The 20,437-nt window shown below is 70.3% G+C and carries 17 protein-coding genes; all 17 read right to left on the bottom strand.

Features of this window, described 5'->3' with window-relative positions:
- Nucleotides 1-54: 54 nt before the first annotated feature.
- Nucleotides 55-771: a cell division protein SepF gene (locus CA982_RS09125; protein ID WP_086535017.1), complete on the bottom strand. Its 717-nt coding sequence runs from the start codon at nt 769-771 to the stop codon at nt 55-57.
- A gap of 113 nt (nt 772-884) precedes the next feature.
- The gene (locus tag CA982_RS09130; protein WP_086535018.1) at nt 885-1,652 is read right to left on the bottom strand and encodes a YggS family pyridoxal phosphate-dependent enzyme; all 768 of its coding nucleotides are present in this window, start codon (nt 1,650-1,652) and stop codon (nt 885-887) included.
- Between the two features lie 25 nt (nt 1,653-1,677).
- Nucleotides 1,678-2,478: a peptidoglycan editing factor PgeF gene (gene pgeF, locus CA982_RS09135; protein ID WP_086535019.1), complete on the bottom strand. Its 801-nt coding sequence runs from the start codon at nt 2,476-2,478 to the stop codon at nt 1,678-1,680.
- Between the two features lie 8 nt (nt 2,479-2,486).
- The gene (ftsZ, locus tag CA982_RS09140; RefSeq protein WP_086535020.1) at nt 2,487-3,653 is read right to left on the bottom strand and encodes a cell division protein FtsZ; all 1,167 of its coding nucleotides are present in this window, start codon (nt 3,651-3,653) and stop codon (nt 2,487-2,489) included.
- 326 nt (nt 3,654-3,979) lie between these two features.
- The gene (locus CA982_RS09145; protein WP_086535021.1) at nt 3,980-4,681 is read right to left on the bottom strand and encodes a cell division protein FtsQ/DivIB; all 702 of its coding nucleotides are present in this window, start codon (nt 4,679-4,681) and stop codon (nt 3,980-3,982) included.
- Nucleotides 4,678-6,240, bottom strand: a complete 1,563-nt coding sequence (murC, locus tag CA982_RS09150) for a UDP-N-acetylmuramate--L-alanine ligase (protein WP_167383348.1) — start codon at nt 6,238-6,240, stop codon at nt 4,678-4,680. Before murC ends, CA982_RS09145 begins: the two co-directional genes overlap by 4 nt.
- Before the next feature lie 112 nt (nt 6,241-6,352).
- Nucleotides 6,353-7,480, bottom strand: a complete 1,128-nt coding sequence (murG, locus tag CA982_RS09155; protein WP_086535022.1) for an undecaprenyldiphospho-muramoylpentapeptide beta-N-acetylglucosaminyltransferase — start codon at nt 7,478-7,480, stop codon at nt 6,353-6,355.
- A 157-nt stretch (nt 7,481-7,637) separates the two neighbouring features.
- The gene (ftsW, locus tag CA982_RS09160) at nt 7,638-9,590 is read right to left on the bottom strand and encodes a putative lipid II flippase FtsW (protein WP_086535081.1); all 1,953 of its coding nucleotides are present in this window, start codon (nt 9,588-9,590) and stop codon (nt 7,638-7,640) included.
- A 5-nt stretch (nt 9,591-9,595) separates the two neighbouring features.
- Nucleotides 9,596-11,179 carry a UDP-N-acetylmuramoyl-L-alanine--D-glutamate ligase gene (gene murD, locus CA982_RS09165; protein ID WP_086535023.1) on the bottom strand — a complete coding sequence of 528 codons (1,584 nt, stop codon included), beginning with the start codon at nt 11,177-11,179 and terminating at the stop codon, nt 9,596-9,598.
- A complete protein-coding gene (gene mraY, locus CA982_RS09170) occupies nt 11,172-12,269 on the bottom strand; it encodes a phospho-N-acetylmuramoyl-pentapeptide-transferase (protein ID WP_086535024.1) in 1,098 nt (365 codons plus the stop codon). The genes murD and mraY overlap by 8 nt, the downstream gene beginning before the upstream one ends.
- Before the next feature lie 124 nt (nt 12,270-12,393).
- Complete coding sequence (locus CA982_RS09175; protein WP_086535025.1) at nt 12,394-12,879, bottom strand: UDP-N-acetylmuramoyl-tripeptide--D-alanyl-D-alanine ligase; 486 nt, start codon at nt 12,877-12,879, stop codon at nt 12,394-12,396.
- Nucleotides 12,879-14,552 (bottom strand): UDP-N-acetylmuramoyl-L-alanyl-D-glutamate--2,6-diaminopimelate ligase, encoded by a 1,674-nt coding sequence (locus CA982_RS09180; RefSeq protein WP_244176187.1) that lies wholly within the window; start codon nt 14,550-14,552, stop codon nt 12,879-12,881. The genes CA982_RS09175 and CA982_RS09180 overlap by 1 nt, the downstream gene beginning before the upstream one ends.
- A 274-nt stretch (nt 14,553-14,826) precedes the next feature.
- Complete coding sequence (locus CA982_RS09185; protein WP_086535027.1) at nt 14,827-16,752, bottom strand: peptidoglycan D,D-transpeptidase FtsI family protein; 1,926 nt, start codon at nt 16,750-16,752, stop codon at nt 14,827-14,829.
- A gap of 108 nt (nt 16,753-16,860) precedes the next feature.
- Nucleotides 16,861-17,712: a cell division protein FtsL gene (gene ftsL, locus CA982_RS09190; protein ID WP_086535028.1), complete on the bottom strand. Its 852-nt coding sequence runs from the start codon at nt 17,710-17,712 to the stop codon at nt 16,861-16,863.
- Nucleotides 17,713-17,714: 2 nt separating this feature from the next.
- Nucleotides 17,715-18,701: a 16S rRNA (cytosine(1402)-N(4))-methyltransferase RsmH gene (gene rsmH, locus CA982_RS09195; RefSeq protein ID WP_086535029.1), complete on the bottom strand. Its 987-nt coding sequence runs from the start codon at nt 18,699-18,701 to the stop codon at nt 17,715-17,717.
- Between the two features lie 261 nt (nt 18,702-18,962).
- Complete coding sequence (mraZ, locus tag CA982_RS09200) at nt 18,963-19,403, bottom strand: division/cell wall cluster transcriptional repressor MraZ (protein ID WP_010843655.1); 441 nt, start codon at nt 19,401-19,403, stop codon at nt 18,963-18,965.
- A 560-nt stretch (nt 19,404-19,963) separates the two neighbouring features.
- Complete coding sequence (locus CA982_RS09210; protein ID WP_086535031.1) at nt 19,964-20,368, bottom strand: DUF3040 domain-containing protein; 405 nt, start codon at nt 20,366-20,368, stop codon at nt 19,964-19,966.
- Between the last annotated feature and the right edge of the window lie 69 nt (nt 20,369-20,437).

Raw genomic sequence — 20,437 nt, forward strand, 5'->3', positions numbered from 1 at the left:
GTCAAGAGTGCCTGAACATGACGCGCGGCGGCGAACCGAGGTCCCCGACGCCGGTCAGGAGTGGTTGTAGAAGCCTGTCTCGGCGATCTTGCGGCGGTCCTCCGGCGACACGTCGACGTCGGCGGGCGACAGCAGGAACACCTTCGTGGCGACCTTGTCGAACGAGCCGCGCAGGGCGAACGCGAGACCGGCCGCGAAGTCGACGAGGCGCTTGGCGTCGTCGTTGCTCATGTCGACGAGATCCATGATGACCGGGTTGCCGTCGCGGAAGCGCTCACCGATGGTGCGCGCCTCGCTGTAGTCCGACGGGCGCAGGGTGGTGATCTTCTGCAGCGGGCTGTCGGCGAAGACGCGCTCGAGTTCGACGCGCGGGTCGGCACCCATCGAACGCGGGGCGCCGGCGGCACGCAGAGCGGCGCTCGACGAGCGCTGCAGGGGCTCCAGACGCCCGGGTGCCCGCAGGCCGTCACCGGATGCGCGGGGTACGGCGTAGGCGAACTCCGCCGCATACTCCGGCGCGAGGTCGTAGCCGGCGTCGTAGTGCCGGTCGGCGAGTTCGTCGCGGTAGGCCATCTCCTCGCGGTAGCCCGCGTCCCGGAACGACGGCTCGTAGCCCGGATCGAAGGACGAGTCGCCGTAGTAGTCGTCACGGTAGGCGCGCTCACGCGACCGCTCACGCAGCGGCGGGGCCGACTCCTCGAGGTAGTCGTCCTCGTACTCGCTGGGCGGCACCATGCCGAAGTAAGCCTTGAACTTCTGCATCGTGGTCATTGACGGCCTCTCTGGTAGTGCGACGCCGGTTGCTGCCGTGCCGGGTGGTGCATCTGTTGTCAGTGAGTTCTTTGCGCTTCTTGTGTCACTTGGTTCTGGTGTTACCAATGTGATTACTGAGAGACTAGCGGCCGCTCGCCCATGATCGCGGTTCCGACACGCACGCATGTCGAGCCCGCGGCAACCGCGGCCTCCATGTCTCCGGACATGCCCGCGGACAGTTCCGCGGCGTCGTCGAACCGAGCCCGGAACACCTCGTGGACACGTGCCGTCTCGGCCATCCAGTGTTCGGGGTCGCCGTGCAGCGGTGCGATGACCATGAGCCCACGCAGCCGCAGCGCGTGCGCGGCGACGACCTGCTCGGCCAGACTCGCCAGATCGGCCTCGACCACACCGCCGCGCTGCGGGTCGCCGTCGAGGCTGACCTGCAGCAGGATGCCGAGCGGGTCGGCGCGCTCGGCCTCGTCCAGCGCGGCCGCGGCGGCACGATCGAGGGCGTCGACGACCTTCGGGCGATCCACGGAGTGCACCGCCCGCGCCCACCGTGCGACCGACCGTGCCTTCTTGGACTGCACCGAACCGATCATGTCGAAGACGGGCACGTCGTCGGGGTCCGGCGACTCCCGGTCCCGGAGCACCCGGTCCCGGAGCACACTGGCCACCTTCCGACCGGCCTCGGGCTCGCGCGACTCCCCGAAGGCGCGCTCGCCGAGCTGCAGCAGCCTGCGGACGTCGTCCGCGGGAAAGAACTTCGTCACCACGAGGAGCTCGCAGGAGCCCGGCGGCCGGTGGGCGGCCTCGACCGCGGCGTCGAGGCGACGACGCACAGCCACCAACCGGTCACCCAGTTCGACGGTGCGCGCATCAGATGACCCGGTCATGTCCCCATCCTTCTCGCTGCTGGGGTCATTCCCCGAGCGGACCCCGCTCGCCGGGTGCATCCGGGCTCGCTCCGCTCCCGGCGTCGGGTGCATCCGGCCCGCTCGCTCCGCTCCCGGCGTCGGCTGGATCCATCCAGATCACCGAGGCGAGTCGCCCAGTGGGCGCCCCGCGCCGGTGGCTGAAGAGGGTGGCATCGGAGATCGTGCACCGCGGGTCGACCGCCACACCGGCCACACCCGCCTCCAACAGCTGGCGTCGCAGACCGGCTCGCAGATCGAGACCGGGCGTGCCCTTCGTGGTGCGCGCAGCGCTGCCGGGCAGATGCTTCTCGACGTCGGCCTGCATCTCGGCCGGCACCTCGTAGTGATCACCACTCGCGGCGGGGCCGAGGAAGGCGCCGATCGACCCGATCCGTGCCCCGAGGCCGACCATCGCGCGCAGCGTGGCGGGCACGATGCCGATCCGGGCGCCGACGCGTCCGGCGTGGACACCCGCGATCACGCCGACCTCGTCGTCACTCAGGAGTACGGGGACACAGTCCGCGGACAGTACCGCGAGGGCGAGGCCTGGCGTGGTGGTGACCAGCGCGTCGGTGGCCGGCACCGGCTCGGTGACCGGCCCGTCGACCACGGTGACGTTGCGACTGTGGATCTGCTCCATCCACACCACCGACCCGGGAGGGACGCCGATCTGTTCGGCCAGCCGAATCCTGTTGGCTGCCACCGCTTCCGGATCGTCTCCCACGTGATCACCGAGATTGAACGAATCGTACGGTGACACCGAGACCCCGCCGGCACGGGTGGTGATGACACGACGCACCCGCATCGGCGGGCTCAGCGCTTCATGAACGACGGCACGTCGACGTCGTCGTCGTCGAGCCGCACGGTGTTGCGACGAGGCGGTTCCGGCTCCTGCTCGAACGGATCGCCCGCGCCCTTCGGCATGTCGCCGAAGAGCGGATCGTTCTTCGGCGGCGAGTTCACGGCGCCGGCCTGGCCCTGACCGACCGCGGAGCGTCCCGCGGCGGCGGGCACGTCGGCCCGCTTCTTCGGCGAACCGCCGTCGAAGCCGGCGGCGATGACCGTGACCCGCACCTCGTCGCCGAGGTTGTCGTCGATGACCGTGCCGAAGATGATGTTGGCGTCCTCGTGCGCGGCCTCCTGCACCTGGGTCGCGGCGTTGTGGATCTCGAACAGACCCAGATCGCTGCCACCGGCGATCGAGATCAGCACACCGCGGGCGCCCTCCATCGACGCCTCGAGGAGCGGCGAGTTGATCGCGGACTCCGCGGCCTTGCGCGCGCGCTCCTCGCCGCGCGCCGAACCGATGCCCATCAGCGCACTGCCGGCATCGCTCATGACGCCCTTGACGTCGGCGAAGTCGACGTTGATCAGGCCCGGCGTCGTGATCAGGTCGGTGATGCCCTGCACACCGTTGAGGAGCACCTCGTCGGCGCTGCGGAACGCGTCCATCAGGCTGACCTGTGCATCGCCGAGCTGCAGCAGACGGTCGTTCGGGATGACGATGAGGGTGTCGCAGGACTCGCGCAGGGCGGTGATGCCGGCCTCTGCCTGTCCGCCACGACGCTTGCCCTCGAAGGCGAACGGACGGGTGACCACGCCGACGGTGAGCGCACCGAGCTTGCGCGCGATCGATGCGACCACGGGGGCACCACCGGTACCGGTGCCACCGCCCTCGCCCGCGGTCACGAAGACCATGTCGGCACCCTTGAGCAGTTCCTCGATCTCATCGCGTGCATCCTCGGCGGCCCGACGGCCGACCTCCGGGTCGGCGCCCGCGCCGAGACCTCGGGTCGAGTCGCGCCCGACGTCGAGCTTGACGTCGGCGTCGCTCATCAGCAGCGCCTGCGCGTCGGTGTTGATCGCGATGAACTCGACTCCCTTGAGTCCCTGTTCGATCATCCGGTTGACGGCATTCACGCCGCCACCGCCGATGCCGACGACCTTGATGACGGCCAGGTAGTTGTGCGGTGGCGTCATGCGCTCGCCTTCCTTGTGTGGTCGATCTCGTGATTCGCGATCTTGTCTCGATATGTCTGTGTGAACCGTCCGGTCCACGTCCCGCTGGCGACAAACCCTAAACCTGAACCATAGATTTAGAGTTATGTCAAGTAACTCGTTGTGGTCATGACGCTAGGCATCGGAGGCCGCGGTATCCAGATCCGCCCTCGGCGTGTCGGGAAGTCGCACCCGAATTGCCCCGGAATCCGCGGCTTTTCACACGTGTTCGGAGAGATCCGCTCCGGCAGCGGCGGGTACGCACCGCCGCACCGGCCGAGCCGGGCACGACCGGGCTCGCCCGGATGTCACCGATAGGCCGGGAACTCGGGGCTCGACACGTTGTACATCGTCGCCTTGCGGGTGAGCAGATGCGTGAGCGTACGAGCCTTCTCGGCGCCCCGGTCGCTGTCACCCCAGACCACGGTGCGCTTCTCGGACAAGGTGAACTCGATGTCGACCGGTGAGGTCGCGGTCACCCGGATGACCTGCCGCGCCAGCGAATCGGGCAGTCCCGCCACCGCCGAGATGGTTTCCCGGGTGGTCGGGTCCGCCGGTCCCGGATTGGGGGTGACGAGTACCGGGAGCTTGAGGACCTCGGGCGGGACCCCCTGCGTGCGGTCGTAGTCGAGGAACGCGACCCCGGACTTGTCGAGCACGTGGACGTCATCGCCGTTGTTCACGATCACGACCGGCACCCGCTCGACGACGGTGATGGTCAGCGACGACGGATAACTCCGTTGCACCCGCGCCGACTCGACCGACGGGATCGTGGCGACGCGCTGCGCCACCGCCCGGGTGTCGACCTGCAGCAGCGGGGTGCCCGACGGCACCGCGGCGACCCGCAGGATCTCGTCCGCCGGGATCGATCCGTTGTCCCGGACATCGGTGCCGCGCACCGACATCAGCGGGGTGAGGTAGGCGATCAGGACCAGCCCGACCCCCATCGCGACGACCATGAGCGTGCCGAGGACCACGCGGGACCGGCGGCGCTCCGGCCACCGGATCACGACACCCGCCCCGTCCGGTCGCCGGACTCCCCCGGGCCGTCGACCGGAGATCCGGCCGAATCCGTCCCGGTGGCGGCGTCGCCGGTCGTCGACGCCGTGGCGAGCGCGGCGAGGATCTCCGGTCCCTGCATGGTGATGTCGCCCGCCCCCAGGGTCAGGACGACGTCGCCGGGCCGCGTCAGCCGAGCGACCTGCGCGGCCAGCCGAGACAGGTCCGGGGCGAAGATGCCCGGCACCGTCAGCTTGTCCGAGATCGTCCGCCCGCTGACCCCGGGGATCGGGGCCTCGCGGGCTCCGTACACATCGGCGACGACGACCGCGTCGGCGAGGTCGAGGGCGGCGGCGAACTCGTCGGCGAATTCGACGGTGCGTGAGTAGAGATGCGGCTGGAACACCGCGACGACGCGCCCGCGGGTCCCGCCCGGACCGCCGCGCGCGGCGACCATGTCCTGGGCCGCAGACAACACCGCACGCACCTCGGTCGGGTGATGGGCGTAGTCGTCGATGACCTCGACACCGCCGCGCTGTCCGCGGAACTCGAAGCGCCGGTGGACTCCGCCGAACGAACCGATCCCGGCCAGGATGCCGTCGAACCGGTCCGGGGTGCCCGGGTCCGCCGCGCCGGCCGGCGCACCGACCCGAGCCGCGCCGATCACCGCGGCGATCGCATTGAGCGCCATGTGCTCCCCGGGGAGCGGAAGAATCAGCCGGCGGTCGTCGTCATCGCGGGACAGCGGAGCGGCGAACCGGACCGTCGCTGCTCCCCCGACCCCGCGCGGCTCCCACGACCGCAGGATCGCGACGTTGGGGACGGTCGGCGCCAGCGCGGCGTGCGTCCCCCGTCCGTACCCCAGGACCTCGACGCCCCGCGCGGTGAGCGACTCGGCGACCCGGCCGGCCAACGCCGCCGAGCCCGGGTCGTCGAGACACACGACGAGCGAGCCGCCGGTCGTGATCCGCGCCGCGAACCGGTCGAACACCTCGACGTAGGCCTCGATCGAACCGAAGAAGTCGAGGTGGTCGGCGTCGATGTTGGTGACCGCGACGACGTCGGGCGTGTACTCCAGCAGCGAGCCGTCGCTCTCGTCGGCCTCGGCGACGAAGATCGGGTCGCCGCCGTGGTGCGCGTTGGTCCCCGACTCGTTCAACTCACCGCCGATCGCGAACGACGGGTCGGTTCCGGCGTGCTGCAGCGCGACGACCGCCATCGACGTCGTGGACGTCTTGCCGTGCGTACCCGCGATCAGCAGGCTTCGATAACCCGTCATCAGCTGCGCCAGCACGCGAGGACGCAGGAGCACGGGGATGCCGCGCGAACGTGCCGCGACGAGCTCCGGGTTGGTCTTCGGGATCGCGGCGTGCGTGGTCACCACGACCGACGGGCCGCCGGGGATCTGGTCGAGCGCCGACGGGTCGTGTCCGACCTGGACACGGGCGCCGCGAGTGCGGAGTTCGAGGATGCCGCGACTGTTCTTGGCGTCCGACCCCGAGACCTGACCACCGCGGGCCAGCAGGATCCGGGCCAGTCCCGACATCCCGGCGCCACCGATACCGACCATGTGCACACGGCTCAGCTGTTCGGGCAGCGCGGCCGGGGCCGACGCCGTCTCGTCGCTCACTGCGCCATCGCTCACTGCGTCATCGCTCACCGCGTCATCACTCGCTGCATCATCACTCACCGGGCGACCTCCCGGCGCGACGGCGCCCGGCACGGAAATCCTGCGCGAGTTCGATCGCCGCGGTGGCCACCGCCGACGCGGCGTCCCGGTGTCCGGTGCCCGCGGCGGCGACCGACATCCGACGGAGCCGCGCCGAATCCGTCAGCAACGCGGGCACTTCGCGGGCAACCCACGCGGCGTCGACCGTCGAGTCGTCGACGAGCAGACCTCCACCGGCCTCCACGACGGGCAGCGCGTTCAACCGCTGTTCGCCGTTCCCGTGCGGGAGCGGCACGTAGATCGCGGGCAACCCCGTCGCCGACACCTCGGCGACGGTCATCGCACCCGAGCGGCACATCACCAGATCGGCGGCGGCGTACGCGAGATCCATGCGCTTGAGGTATCCGACCGCACGGTAGGGCGGCGCGTCGTCGACGACGGCGGGGTCGATCGAGTTCTTGGGGCCGTAGGCGTGCAGCACACCGATGCCGGATCTGCCCAGCGTCTCCGCCGCACCCGACACCGCGTCGTTGAGCCGTTGCGCACCCTGCGAGCCACCGAAGACGAGCAGGGTCGGCGCGTCCTCGTCGAGCCCGAAATAGTGGCGCGCCTTGGCTCGCAGCGCCGGCCGGTCGAGTTCGGCGAGCACTCCGCGGACGGGGATTCCCACGACCGTCGCGTCGAGCCCGGAACCATCGACGGCCGCCAGGACGCGGTCGGCGAACCGGGCACCGACCTTGTTGGCGATACCGGCCGAGGCATTGGCCTCGTGGATGACGATCGGGATCCGATGGCGCCGCCGCAGGTGCATCTGCGCCGCCAGGTACGCGGGCACGGACACGTAGCCACCGAAGCCGATGACCACATCGGCGTCCACCTCGTCGAGCACCCTGCGGGTGGCGGCCACCGAACCGAGCAGACGGCCGGGGGTACGCGCCAGGTCGAGGCCGGGCTTGCGCGGCAACGGCACCGGCGGGATCAGCTTCAGGTCGTAGCCGCGTTCCGTGACGAGATCGACTTCGAGGCCCCGACTGGTGCCCAGCGCGGTGATGCGGGCGGTCGGATCGAGCCGGCTGACCGCGTCGGCGACGGCGAGGGCAGGTTCGATGTGACCGGCCGTGCCGCCACCGGCGACGACCACCGACAACGGACGGCCCTTCGACCGCCCGGTCGTATCAGCGTGTACTGCACCCGAACTCACCGGCGTCGTCACTCCATTTCAGCCTTTGATCATGTCTGCCGGACCATGTCCGGCGGGTCGGGCGGTCGCGCTCCGGCTCCCGCGGGGACCGCACGGTTCACCAGCGACCGGCACCGCGGACACTCGCACCGCGGGCGTTCGCCCTACCGCCTGCGCCGCGCGGATGTGGCCCGCTCGCTCCGCTCCCGGCGCCGCGCGGATGTGGCCCGCTCGCTCCGCTCCCGGCGCCGCGCGGATGTGGCCCGCTCGCTCCGCTCCCGGCGCCGCTTGCATTCCGCCCGCTCCCCCGATACCCGACACCGTAGTCGACGCCGCCCCGCGGAGACGGCCCAGGTCGGGCGCGCCCCGCCGGACCGCCGGCACGGCCGGTGGTCGTCGATCGGGCGCCCCAGGTGCTGCCGCCCCGGGAAGACGACCGGCCCTGTCGTCGGTCGTCGCGTGGGACCTGCGTCGTCTTCGCGCCGCGCCTCCAGGGCAGCGGGAACCGCCGGCGGCCGCGACCGGCGTCGGCGGACGGCGCGCGTCCGCCCGGGGGTCGTCGACGCGTCGTCGGTCCTCGTCCACCGTGACCACCGGCGACCGCCGCGCGCGGACCTCCCGACCGGCGCTGGTCCAGTCGGTCACGCAACGACTCCGCCCGCGTCTGCCGGTAGGCCACCGGCGTCGGGAGGCGCAACCACCGCGCGACGCGGCTCGGCGATCCGCCGGTCAGGGTCGCCACCGCCTCGGGTTCGTGTCTGGCGGCGTTGGCGAGCAACCCGAGCATCGCGAGCACGGTCAGTGTCGACGTGCCGCCCGCCGAGACCAGCGGCAACTGGATTCCGGTCACCGGCAGCAAGCCGATGACGTAGCCGATGTTGATGAAGGCCTGCGCGATGATCAGCACCGTGATGGTGGCCGACATCAGGCGCAGGAACGGATCGGTCGAGCGATGCGCGATCCGGAACCCGATGTAGGCGAGGACGACGAAGAGAAACACGACCATGAGGCCGCCGAGCAGCCCGAGTTCCTCGCCGATGATCGCGAAGATGAAGTCGTTGTGCGCGTTCGGCAGATAGTTCCACTTCGCACTGGACTGGCCGAGACCCACGCCGAAGACCCCGCCGTTCGCCAGCGCGTAGGTCGCCTGCCGCGCCTGATAGCCGGCGCCCTGCGGATCGTCGACGTTGCCGAGGAAGCTCATCACGCGCTGGGAGCGGTACCCCTCGGCGAGAGCGAGGATCACGGCCAGCACGACGCCGGACACCGCGAACGAGGCGAAGACCTTGATCGGCAGACCCGCGAACCACAGCAGCGCACCGACGATGATCGCGATCGTGATCGTCGTCGACAGGTTCGGCTCGAGGATGATCAGCAGGCACACGAGCATGGCCACCGGGACGAGCGGCACGAGCAGCTCACGCAGCGAAGCGTTGTCGCGCCTGCGCGAGGCCAGCAGGTGCGCGCCCCAGATGCACAGCGCGACCTTCACCAGCTCGGACGGCTGCACCGACAGGCCGTAGATGACGAACCAGCGGCGCGCGCCCTGACTGAGCGTGCCGACGCCGGGGATGAGGACCAGCGCCAGCAGCACGACCGCGACGAACATCGCCGGGGCGGCGAACCGGCGCAGAAGCCGTACCGGCACGCGCAGCATCAGGTAGAACACCACGAGGCCGAGCAGCGCGAAGATCACCTGGGTGGCGAAGAGGCCGTACGCCGATCCCTCCTTGGAGTAGCCCTCGACCGACGACGCCGAGAGCACCATCACCAGGCCGAACGCGGTCAGCAGGAACGACATCGTGAGGATGAGCTGATACGACGCCAGAGGCCGCGACAGGAGGTTGCGGATCGCGTCGAGGACGATCGCCGGGACCGACGCGGCGGTCGCGGCCGCGGCTCCGGCGGATCGGCTCGGGGTGTCGCCCGTCGCCGATCTGGCGCCGGCCGCGCGCGCGGTACCCGACTTGCCGGCCGTCGTGCCCGTGCCGGCGTCGTCGACGCCGTCGGCAGTGGGTGTGCCGTCGCCGTCGGCGGGCTGCTCGTCCGGGGCCGGCGTGCGGCTGCCCATCGGGCTCACCGTCCGGCGCGGGGAGAGCCGGCGATCCGACGTGCGGCGGCCGCGAAGGCGTCCCCACGCGCACCGTAACCGGCGAACATGTCCAGCGAGGCGGCCGCGGGGGCGAGTAACACGGCGTCGGGAGCGGGTGAGCTCGCGGCGGCGAGTGCCCAGGCCTCCTCGACGGCTCGGTCCATGACCGCGACCGACGCCGAGGAGCCCGGACCCGGGTGATCGGATGCTGAGGTGTGGGAACCGGCCTGTCCCGGACGATGCACGTTCACCGTGCCATCGTCTCCTGTGAATACTGTGACTGTTGGGACTTCTGGGGCGTGTCGCGCGATCGCCTCGATCACAAGGTCGCGGTCGCGCCCGATCGCGACCACGCCGACGAGCCGAGTTCGCACCGCGGTCAGCATGTCGTCCATCGACGCGCCCTTGAGCAGACCGCCGGCGATCAGCACGACCCGCTCGAAGGCGGCCACCGCGGCCTGCGCGGCATGCGGATTGGTGGCCTTCGAGTCGTCGACGAAGGCCACGCCGCCCCGGGACGCGACGACCTCACCGCGGTGACCGGCCGGCCGGAAGGCCGCCAGCCCGGCCCGGACCGCGTCGGGTCCGATGCCGGCCGCGAGGGCGAGGGCCGAGGCGGCGAGTGCGTCGGCGACGCCCGACGGACCGGCCGGCCGCACGGCGTCGGCGTCGTACAGGTCGCCCGCGTCGAAGGCGCGGTCGAGCAACCGTCCGTTCTCGACTCCGAGCTGCCCGGGCTGCGGCTCGTGCAGGGTGAAGCCGACGCGCCGCCCCGCGGCGGGCAGGCCGGCGGCGACCGGGTCATCGAGGCCGACGACACTCACCTCGCCGCGCAGCGCTCCCGCCTTGGCGAGCGCGTACGCCTCGAACGTGCCGTGCCAGTCGAGGTGGTCCTCGGCGACGTTGAGCACCACGCCGGCATCCGGACGGACCGAGGGAGCCCAGTGCAGCTGGAACGACGACAGCTCGGCACAGAGCACGTCCACCCGCGGCTCGGCCTGCATCGCATCGAGCACCGGGAGACCGATGTTGCCGCAGGCCGCGCCCGCGCGACCCGACGCATCGACGATCCCGGCGAGCATCGAGGTGGTCGTCGTCTTGCCGTTGGTACCGGTCACCACCAGCCACGTGCGTGGTGCGCCCAGCAGACCCGCAGCGTCGACGCGCCAGGCCAGCTCGACCTCACCCCAGATCGGTACCCCACCCTCGGCCGCCGCCCGGACCAGGTGGTGGGTGGGTGCGAAGCCGGGCGACACGATGACCACGGCGGCTGTCCGCAGCCGCGCGGGTTCGGCGAGCAGATCCGCGACGGCGACCGGCTCGACGCCCTGCGCCGCCAGTTCCGCGACTCCGGCGACCGCACCGGCGGCAGCCGCGCGATCGGCCGCGGACGCATCGCCGCCGGCGAACCGATCGTCGGCGAGCAGCACCTCGGCGCCGAGCGTCACGAGGAATCGGGTCGCGGACAGACCCGCCGTCCCGGCGCCGCCGACGACCACGATCCGGCCGGCCAGCTCACGGGGGTCGAGCCCGGCGGGCGTCGGATCCGGCACCGGGCGATCAGCCATTGGTGGTCAGGAACTCGCCGTAGAACAGGGACAGGCCGAGGGCGCAGGCGATGGCGGTGAGCAACCAGAACCTGATGATCACGGTGGTCTCGGCCCAGCCGCCGAGTTCGAAGTGATGGTGGAAGGGCGCCATCCGGAACACACGACGCCCCGTGGTCCGGAAGAAGGCGATCTGGATCACCACCGACATGATCTCGGCGACGAACAGCGCACCGATGACGACCGCGAGCAACTCGGTGCGCGTGGTGATCGACAGCCCGGCGAGCATCCCGCCGAGGGCGAGCGAACCGGTGTCGCCCATGAAGATCTTGGCGGGCGCGGCGTTCCACCAGAGGAAGCCGAGGCATGCGCCGCCGCCGGCCACCGCGATCAGCGCGAGGTCGAGCGGGTCGCGCACCTGATAGCAACCGGTGGGGATCTCACTCGGCGGCTTGGCGCCGCCCGCGCAGGCGTTGACGAACTGGAAGAAGGTGACCAGGACGTAAGAGCCCAGGACCATCGCCATCGACCCGGCGGCCAAGCCGTCGAGCCCGTCGGTGAAGTTCACCGCGTTCGACCACGCCGCGACCACGAGCCAGCAGAACACCACGAACACCACCGAGCCGAGCGTGATGGCGTCGATGTCGCGGACGTAGGACAGGTTCGTGCTCGCCGGCGTGTAGCCGTAGTCGTTGCGGAACTGCAGCACCAGGATGCCGAAGAGGATCGCGGCGACGAACTGACCGATCGACTTCGCGGTCTTGTTCAGACCGAGGTTGCGATGCTTGCGGATCTTGATGATGTCGTCGAGGAACCCGACGACGCCCAGCGCGGTCGCCAGTCCGAGCACGAGCAGGCCGGACGCGGTCGGCCCGTTCCCGGAATCGGTGAAGACCCCGATGAGGTGGGCGCCGAAGTAGCCCGCCCACAGCGCGGCGAGGATCGCCACACCACCCATCGACGGGGTACCGCGCTTGGTCTGGTGACTCTGCGGACCCTCGACCCGGATCTCCTGCCCGAATCCCTGCCGCGAGAACACCTTGATGAGGACCGGCGTCAACAGGATCGACACCGCGATCGCGATCGCGCCCGCGAGGAGTATCTGTGTCACCGCGTTGCCCCCGCATCCTGTCCGTACCCGACCGGACTTCTGTCATCGATCACGATCGTCTCCCCGAACCTGTCCTGTGCCCCACGCCGGTGCGGCATCGTCGACCCACGGGGTCCCCCGTCGGTCATGGCGCCGTCTCCCCGCCGGTCGTCGCGTCGACGATCTGCCATCCCCCGCGCTCGGACCACGCGGTGATCACCGCGTCGAGATCGGCGGTGGCGGCCGCCAGCAGGATCACGTCGCCTGCGGCGGGGCGCCAGTCATGGTCGGCGTCGGCGAGACCCGCGGCCTCGTCGACCGACCCGACGATCCGCGCCTCGTCGCCCCAGGAGCCCTCCATGACCGCGCCCTGGTGGAGGGCGTGCACCGACCGCGAGTCCCCCACGCAGAGAGTCTTGTCCACGGCCAGCCGGACCGCCAGACGACCCAGCAGATCATGTTCGACGACGCGCTGGTTCTCGGTCAGGTCGGCCGGCGAGGCGAGTTCGGCGATGATCGCCCAGGTGCGGCCCGCCCCGGCGGATTCGGCGAGGCGCCGCAGGAGTAGGCGGGCGTCGTCGACCGACACCGGTGGGTTCCCCCGGATCACCGTGACCGATGACGTCGTCATCACCGGTCCCCGGCTGCCGTGTCCGGGGCCTCGATGGCCTCGGATTCCAGCGCATGCGACCCCGACGTCCGGGACTCCAACGCACGGGCGACGACCTCGCGGTCGTCGAAGGGATGCTTCACGCCGTCGATCTCCTGACCTGCCTCGTGTCCCTTACCGGCGACCAGCACGATGTCACCGGGCCGGGCCCACTCGATCGCCGCCTCGATGGCGGCGGCCCGATCGCCGATCTCACGGATCGGCTCGGCATCGCCGGGGCGCTGGGTCGCGGGCACCGCGCGGGCCCCGGCGAGCACCTCGGCGCGAATTGCACCGGGATCCTCGGTACGCGGGTTGTCGTCGGTGACGACGACGAGCTCGGCGCCGCGCGCGGCGGCCTCCCCCATCAGCGGGCGCTTTCCGGTGTCGCGGTCGCCGCCGGCACCGATGACGATGGCGACGCGTCCGGTCGACTGGCCGCGCAGCGTCGTCAGCACGGCATCGACCGCGCCGGGCTTGTGCGCGTAGTCGACGAGGGCCAGGAACGGCTGGCCACGGTCGATGCGCTGCAGGCGTCCCGGCACGCTCACCGACGCGACCGCCTCGAGAGCGGTCGGCACCGGCACCCCCGCCGCGTGCGCGACGGCCACGGCGAGCAACCCGTTGGCCACGTTGTACCGTCCCGGCAACGGGATGATGAGCTCGTGCTCGCCGTCCGGTTCGGCGAACGGCGTGCGCGACGAGCCGTCGGCGTCGAGCGACGACTCACCCGCGTGCCAGTGGGCCGGAGTCGGCCCGGTGGACACCAGGACCGGCTGCAGATGGGCGGCCTCGCCCGGGCGCCGGGCGAGCTCGGCCATCCGCCGGCCCCACTCGTCGTCGACGCACACGACGGCCCGGACCGCGTGCGTCGGCGCGGACGGGACGAACAGCTGCGCCTTGGCGTCGAAATAGGCGCGCATCGTCTGGTGGAAATCGAGATGGTCCTGCGAGAGGTTGGTGAAGGCGCCGATCGCGAAATGCGCACCGTCGACGCGGCCGAGGGCCAGCGCGTGACTCGACACCTCCATCACCACGATGTCGACGCCGTCCTCGAGCATCGCCGCGAGCAGGGCCTGGAGGGTCGGGGCCTCCGGTGTGGTCAGCGAACTCGGCTGCGCGATGCCGTTCACCCGCGTCTCGACGGTGCCGATCAGTCCGACGGAATGCCCGGCGGCCAGCAGGGCGGCCTCGACCAGATAGGACGTGGTGGTCTTACCCGACGTGCCGGTGATGCCGATCAGTTTGAGCCGTTGTGACGGGTTGCCGTAGACGCGGGCACTGACATTGCCGAGCACCGTGCGCGGAGTGGGGTGGATGAGGACCGCCACGGCGGTCTCCGGCGGCAGCACGCGGGCGAGTTCGGCCCGGCCGGCCGGATCGGTGAGGATGGCCGACGCACCGGCCGCCACGGCCTGGTCGGCGAACCGCGCGCCGTGGGTGCTCGACCCGGGCAGCGCGGCGAACAGATCACCGGGACGGACCTCCTGGGCCCGCAGGGTGACGCCGGTGACGTCCGTCTCGGCATCGGCGCCGCCGACGAGGTCGAGCCTGGCCCCGGTGGCGGTGGACAGCACCGACACCGGTGTCGGCGTGACCGCTCGGGGACGGATGGGTCCACCACTGCGGTCCGGTGATCGTCGACGAGACGCCATCGGTGCTCCTCGCCTCCTCGGTTCTTCTCTCGGCGGATTCTTGTCGCGGGCGTGCTCGCCTGCTCGGTCAGGTATCGGTCGTGCGGGGCGGATCGGTGCTGGGGTCGGTGTCCGGACGGCGGATCGGGGGCGGGCCCCAGGGTGCGTCGGCCACTCTCCGGCAGCGCAGAATCGCACTCACGATACCGACCCGACCGGACCGGCCCGCCACACGGTGCGCACGGAGCGACACGTGCCGGATCACCCGGCCGGCCGCGGCCGACGGCGTACCGGACTACCGCGCGGTCAGGGTCAGTCGCGGCGCCGGAGCCGACAGCGGCACCTGTGCGCGCTGGAGCATCCACGAGGTGATGGTGGAGAACAGCGGCGCCGCCGACTGGCCGCCCGATCCGTCGGAACTGCGACGCGGGTTGTCGAGCATGATCCCGACCACGTAGCGCGGGTGGTCGGCGGGGGCGATACCCGCGAACGTGATGTTGTACCGCGAGTTCGAGTAGCACCCACACGCCGGATCGACCTGCTGCGCGGTGCCGGTCTTCCCACTGACCTGATAGCCGTCGACGGCCGCCTTGGTCCCGGTGCCCTGCTGTTCACCCGTCGGATCGTCCTGCACCACCGACCGGAACATGTCCCGGACGGTGCGGGCGGTCGACTCGCTCACGACGCGGACCGGCTGGGGTCGTGCCCGGTCGTCCGGTGCCGACCCGTCGCGCTGTTCGGAGGACAGGATCCGCGGCGGGATGCGCAGACCGTCGTTCGCGATCGCCTGGTACATCGCGGTCATCTGCAACAGCGACATCGAAAGTCCCTGTCCGATGGGCAAGTTGGCGAACGAACCGCCCGACCACTGACTCAGTGCGGGCACCTCCCCCGCACTCTCCGCCGGCAGTCCCACCCCGGTTCGCTGACCGAGACCGAACTTCTTGACCATGTCGGCGAAACGCTCCTCGCCGATGCGCTGCGCGAGCATCAGGGTCCCGACGTTCGAGGACTTACCGAAGATGCCGGTGGTGGTGTACGGCTCGACCCCGTGCGACCACGCATCGCGCACGGTCACACCGGACATCCGGATGCTCCCGGGCACCTGATGCACGGTGTCGGGCCTGGTGATCCCGTACTCCACCGCTGCCGCGGCCGCGATGAGTTTGTTGACCGAGCCCGGCTCGAACGGCGACGTGACGGCCGGGTTGCCCAGGTCGGCGTCGGGCTGCTCGGACAGCGGGATCGACGCGTTGAAGGTCCCGTCGTTCGCCATCGCCAGCACCTCGCCGGTCCTCGCGTCCAGCACGACCGCGGACGCCCCCTGCGCGCCGGATGCCTGCTTGGCCTTCATGATCTGACTCTGGACGAACCACTGGATGTCGGAGTCGAGGGTGAGTCGAACCGTGGCACCGTTGAGCGCCGGGTGCACGTTGCGCATGCTGCCGGGGATGACCGCGCCGTCCGATCCGCGGTCGTAGGTTCGCGAACCGTCGGTTCCGGACAGGATGGAGTCCAGCGACGCCTCGAGTCCGATGAGGCCGTTGCCGTCGTAGTTCACGTCGCCGACGACGTTCGCGGCCAGTGACCCGCCCGGGTACAGGCGGATGCTCTGCGGGTCCGCGCCGACCTCGGGGAACTCCTCGGTGATCCGGGAGGCGACGTCGGGGCTCACCGACCGGGCGAGGTACACGAAGGTGTCCTCGCCGGTGACCTTGGCGAGCAGATCTTCTTCGCTGATCGAACCGCCGAGGGCCACCGACACGCCCTTCGCGATCTCCTTCAGCCTCGTCTCGACGTCGGGCAGAGCCGGATTCTTGCGGTGCTCCTCGTCGATCGTCTTGCGAACGGCCTTGGGCAGGAACGTCAACGACCTGGCTTCGTCGGTGTAGGCGAGTGGACGCCCGTTGCGATCGAGAATCGCTCCGCGCTTGGCGGTCAGGACCTGGGTGTACTCGCGCTGCTGCGCGGCCTCGGCGGAGATCGACCCCGCCTGCACGGTGTGCACGACGATCATCTTGACCGCGACGGCGAGGACGACCAGCAGCACCAGCACTCCGGCCGCGCGCGCCCGGAAGACGAAACTCTGGGGGCCCCGGCCGTTCCGACCGCCCGACCTCGGCGGCTTCGGCCCTCCCGACCCCGCGGCCGGCCCTCTACCGGGGCGGCGTCCCGGTCGCGACGGCCCGGCACCGAGCCGCTCGAAGGTCGCACGTGTCATGGTCGTCAATTGTTCACCGCTTCAACGTGGTTACACCGGATTTGACCCCGGCGGGTTGGAGATGACGCCAGAGACCCAGCGCACGTCGTGCGCCGGGGCACCGATGAGTCACTGGGGCACCACATTCGGCGCCGGGGTCGATGTCGACGGCGCGGCCGGCGGAACCGCACTCGTTCCGGACGGCACCGGATTGGTCCCGGACGGCAGCGGATTCGAACCCGGCGGAGCGCTCTGCGACGGTGCGGGCTGCGAGGGTGTGGTCGGCTGGCCGGCGGACGGTTGCGACGGCGTGGGCTGCGGGGTGGTCGTCCGGCCCGCCTCGGCCCCCTCCGAACCCGACCGTCCGCCCAGCCCGATCGAGTCGTCGACCTGGCTCGGATCGACCGACTCCGCGGGATCCGGTGCGGTGTCGGGATTCAGACTCCCCATCGGACGGCCGGAGGCCGGCACCGGCTTGCCCACCACTCGCGGACGACGCGGATCGTCGACGATCATGCGCGCCGGGTTGTCCGCCGGGATCATGCCGAGACGTGCTGCCTTGTCGGACAATTCGGGCGCCGAATTGCCGGATTCGTAAGTTCGCTTGAGCGCGTCCCGCTGATCGATGAGCGACTGATTCTGCGTCCGCTCGATCCCCAGCTTGTAGGAGTCCTGCGCCGCCTTGGTCGACAGCCACAGACTGAGACCCAGCCCGAGCACCAGCAGCGCGATGACCGGTACGACGAACGGGGTGTGCTGCAGTCGCTCTCGGAGGGACACCCCGGTCATCGACAGCCCACCGCCGGTACGGCGCGGCGGCGCGGCGCGACCTGCCGCGGCGCGGCGGTGGCGCCGGTCGAGTGCACGTTGGGCGGCGCGCGACCGTGTCGCCCGCTCGGACTCGATGCGGGTCCGGCGGGACCGTCGAGAGTCACGGTCGTCGTCGGCGACACGCGACGGGGCCTCGTGCAGGATGGTCATGCTCAGCCCTTCTTCTCGACTCGTTCGATCGCGCGGACACGAACCGGCGCCGAGCGCGGGTTCGTGTCCAGTTCGTTCTCGTCCGGACGTTCGGCACCGCGGGTGATGAGACGGAATTCCGGTGCGGTGCCCGGCAATTCGACGGGAAGCCCGGGCGGTGAGGTCGACGTCGTGCGCGTGGCGAACTCGCGCTTGACGATCCGGTCCTCCAGCGACTGATAGCTCATCACCGCGACCCGGCCACCGACCACGAGTGAGTCCAGCGCCGCGGGCAATGCCTCACGCAGGACGTCCAATTCGTGGTTGACCTCGATGCGCAGGGCCTGGAAGGTCCGCTTCGCCGGGTGCCCACCGGTCCGCCTCGTGGCGGCGGGGATCGCGTCGTAGAGCAGTTCGACGAGCCGTGCACTGGTCGTGAACGGCTCCTTGCCCCGCTCGCGGAGAACCGCCGATGCGATCCGCCCGGCGAAACGCTCCTCACCGTAATCGGAGAGCACGCGGGCCAAGTCGCCGTGCGAGTACGTGTTCAGCACGTCAGCCGCGGTGAGCGGGTCGTCGGCATTCATCCGCATGTCCAGCGGCGCGTCCACCGCGTAGGCGAACCCGCGCCCCGCCTGGTCCAGCTGCATCGAGGACACACCGAGGTCGAACAGCGCCGCGTCGAGTGTCGATTCACCCGCTTCGTCCATCACCGCACGGATCTCGTGAAACGTGGCCTGGTGCAGGGAGATCCGGTCGGCGTACGAAGCGAGACGCGCCCGGGCGATCTCGAGGGCCGACGCATCTCGGTCGATCCCCACCACCCGGGCGTTCGGAAACGACTCGAGGATGAGCTGGCTGTGCCCGCCGGCGCCGAGCGTGGCGTCGAGAAAGATCCGCGTCTCATCGGAATCGAGTGCGGGGGCGAGTAGTTCGACGATGCGAGTACCCATGACCGGTACGTGCCCGAACTCGCCGGAACGGCGCGGTTCGTCACCTGCATCGACCATGATGAAGACCCCCCATCGGCATGTGTGCGGTATCGGCGGTGGGCGGTTGCTTCGGGTCGGCGAGAGCAGGAGGTCGGATGGAGCGGGGTCCCGACCCGGATCACGCACCTGGCGTTGGGGAAGTACGCCAGGGTCGCCACCGGGCCGGGGCCTCGTGCCACCCGAAGCCTCTGGGCACCGAACTCGCCCATCGGTTGCTGTCTCTTCGGTCGGTCTTCGTCTCGCCTGCTGTCTTGTCTCGTGGAGGGCCGGACGTCCCGGCTACAACACCGCGTTCAGTGCCGCGGAGTTGGCGGCCGAGAAGTTCTCCTCGTGCCGGGTCTGGTACTCGTTCCACGCGGCCGAGTCCCAGATCTCGAGGTGATCGAAGCTGCCGAACACCACGCACTCCTTCGACAGTCCCGCGTACACACGATGGTCGGCGGACAGGCTGATCCTGCCCTGACCGTCCGGTCGCTGTTCTTCCGAACCGGCGAAGAAGGTCCGCTGGAAAGCGCGCAGATCGGGATCGTTTCGGGATGCCTCGACGATCCGTGCCGCAATCGCGTCGAACTCTTCGGTCCGGTACACCGACAAGCTGTGATCTTGGCCTTTGGTGACCACTACCCCTCCTGCCAGTGCATCGCGGAACTTGGCGGGCAACGTGAGCCGCCCCTTGTCGTCCAACTTGGGCGTGTAGGTACCGACGAATCGCACGGACACGTCGACACCTCCTGCCCACCGGATTCCGCGCCGTCCTGCGCCTCACCCGGTGATGCCACAGTACCCCACTTTCCACCACTTTCCACCCCCAGCGCCCCCCAGTCCACCCCTGCTCAGCAAACTCGCAGTTCAGAGGAGCGAAAATTGTGGTGGCAGGCCGGCGTCCCGGCGCGTCGTACGTCAGAACTCACGCTGAAAGGTGTGACAGAAGGTGTCTGGAGTTGCGAGAGATACATGGAAACCCAGGGAAAACCAACGGGTGGGGCATTGTGGGGCACCCCGGTGGGGCGAAGTGGGGATCACCCGTGGGGAGAAGTGGGGACCGTCGACCGTGCACCCGATCCCGTCGACCGTGCGCCCGTTTCCGTCGACCGTGCGCCCGATCCCGTCGACCGTGCGCCCGATCCCGTCGACTGTGCGCCGCGTGGTCGATCCAGTCCGCGCGAGGTGCCGACAGGAACATGAAAAAGCCGCGTGCCCGAAGGCACGCGGCTCAGTCGTATGCGGTTGTCGCGGGAGTCGGTCAGTCGATCGACGAACGCGGAGTCGGGATCAGCGGATCACTCCTGCTCGAACCGGCGGTTGAAACGCTCTTCCATCCGCTCGGACAGCTTGCGCTTGCCGCCGGACGACCCGGGTTGCTTCTTGCCGCCCCTGGGCGCCGACGAACCGGCTTCGGCCGTGTGGTTGCTGTCGCCCCAGAGAGCGAAGAGGCCTGCCCCGAACATCACCAGGAAGCCCAGCAGGCTCACTATCGGGAACCCGCCGATGTTGATGTTGACGATGAGTCCGCCGACCAGCATCACCAGGCCGACGACGAAGATCGCCGCCGCCTGCAAGCGGCGCCGACCGCTCGACCTCCCCAGACGTCGACGCTTGACACTGGACGCAAACTTGGGGTCTTCCGCGTACAGCGCGCTCTCGATTTGTTCGAGCATGCGTTGCTCGTGCTCCGAAAGTGGCACCGACCCTCCTTCTCACTGATCCGTGACGCCGACGAAGGTCACCCGCGACCGGAAAGGCGTCTGCGCCTA

Origin of the sequence: Gordonia lacunae, assembly GCF_002149015.1 — a bacterium.
Classification (GTDB): domain Bacteria; phylum Actinomycetota; class Actinomycetes; order Mycobacteriales; family Mycobacteriaceae; genus Gordonia; species Gordonia lacunae.

Coding starts and splice junctions, on each gene's coding strand:
- CA982_RS09125 (WP_086535017.1), bottom strand. CDS start 771: ATGACCACGATGCAGAAGTTCAAGGCTTACTTCGGCATGGTGCCGCCC.
- murC (WP_167383348.1), bottom strand. CDS start 6,240: ATGGTCGGTATCGGTGGCGCCGGGATGTCGGGACTGGCCCGGATCCTG.
- CA982_RS09185 (WP_086535027.1), bottom strand. CDS start 16,752: ATGACACGTGCGACCTTCGAGCGGCTCGGTGCCGGGCCGTCGCGACCG.
- ftsL (WP_086535028.1), bottom strand. CDS start 17,712: ATGACCATCCTGCACGAGGCCCCGTCGCGTGTCGCCGACGACGACCGT.
- CA982_RS09130 (WP_086535018.1), bottom strand. CDS start 1,652: ATGACCGGGTCATCTGATGCGCGCACCGTCGAACTGGGTGACCGGTTG.
- CA982_RS09175 (WP_086535025.1), bottom strand. CDS start 12,879: ATGACGACGTCATCGGTCACGGTGATCCGGGGGAACCCACCGGTGTCG.
- murD (WP_086535023.1), bottom strand. CDS start 11,179: ATGGCTGATCGCCCGGTGCCGGATCCGACGCCCGCCGGGCTCGACCCC.
- pgeF (WP_086535019.1), bottom strand. CDS start 2,478: ATGCGGGTGCGTCGTGTCATCACCACCCGTGCCGGCGGGGTCTCGGTG.
- ftsZ (WP_086535020.1), bottom strand. CDS start 3,653: ATGACGCCACCGCACAACTACCTGGCCGTCATCAAGGTCGTCGGCATC.
- ftsW (WP_086535081.1), bottom strand. CDS start 9,590: ATGGGCAGCCGCACGCCGGCCCCGGACGAGCAGCCCGCCGACGGCGAC.
- rsmH (WP_086535029.1), bottom strand. CDS start 18,701: ATGGTCGATGCAGGTGACGAACCGCGCCGTTCCGGCGAGTTCGGGCAC.
- CA982_RS09180 (WP_244176187.1), bottom strand. CDS start 14,552: ATGGCGTCTCGTCGACGATCACCGGACCGCAGTGGTGGACCCATCCGT.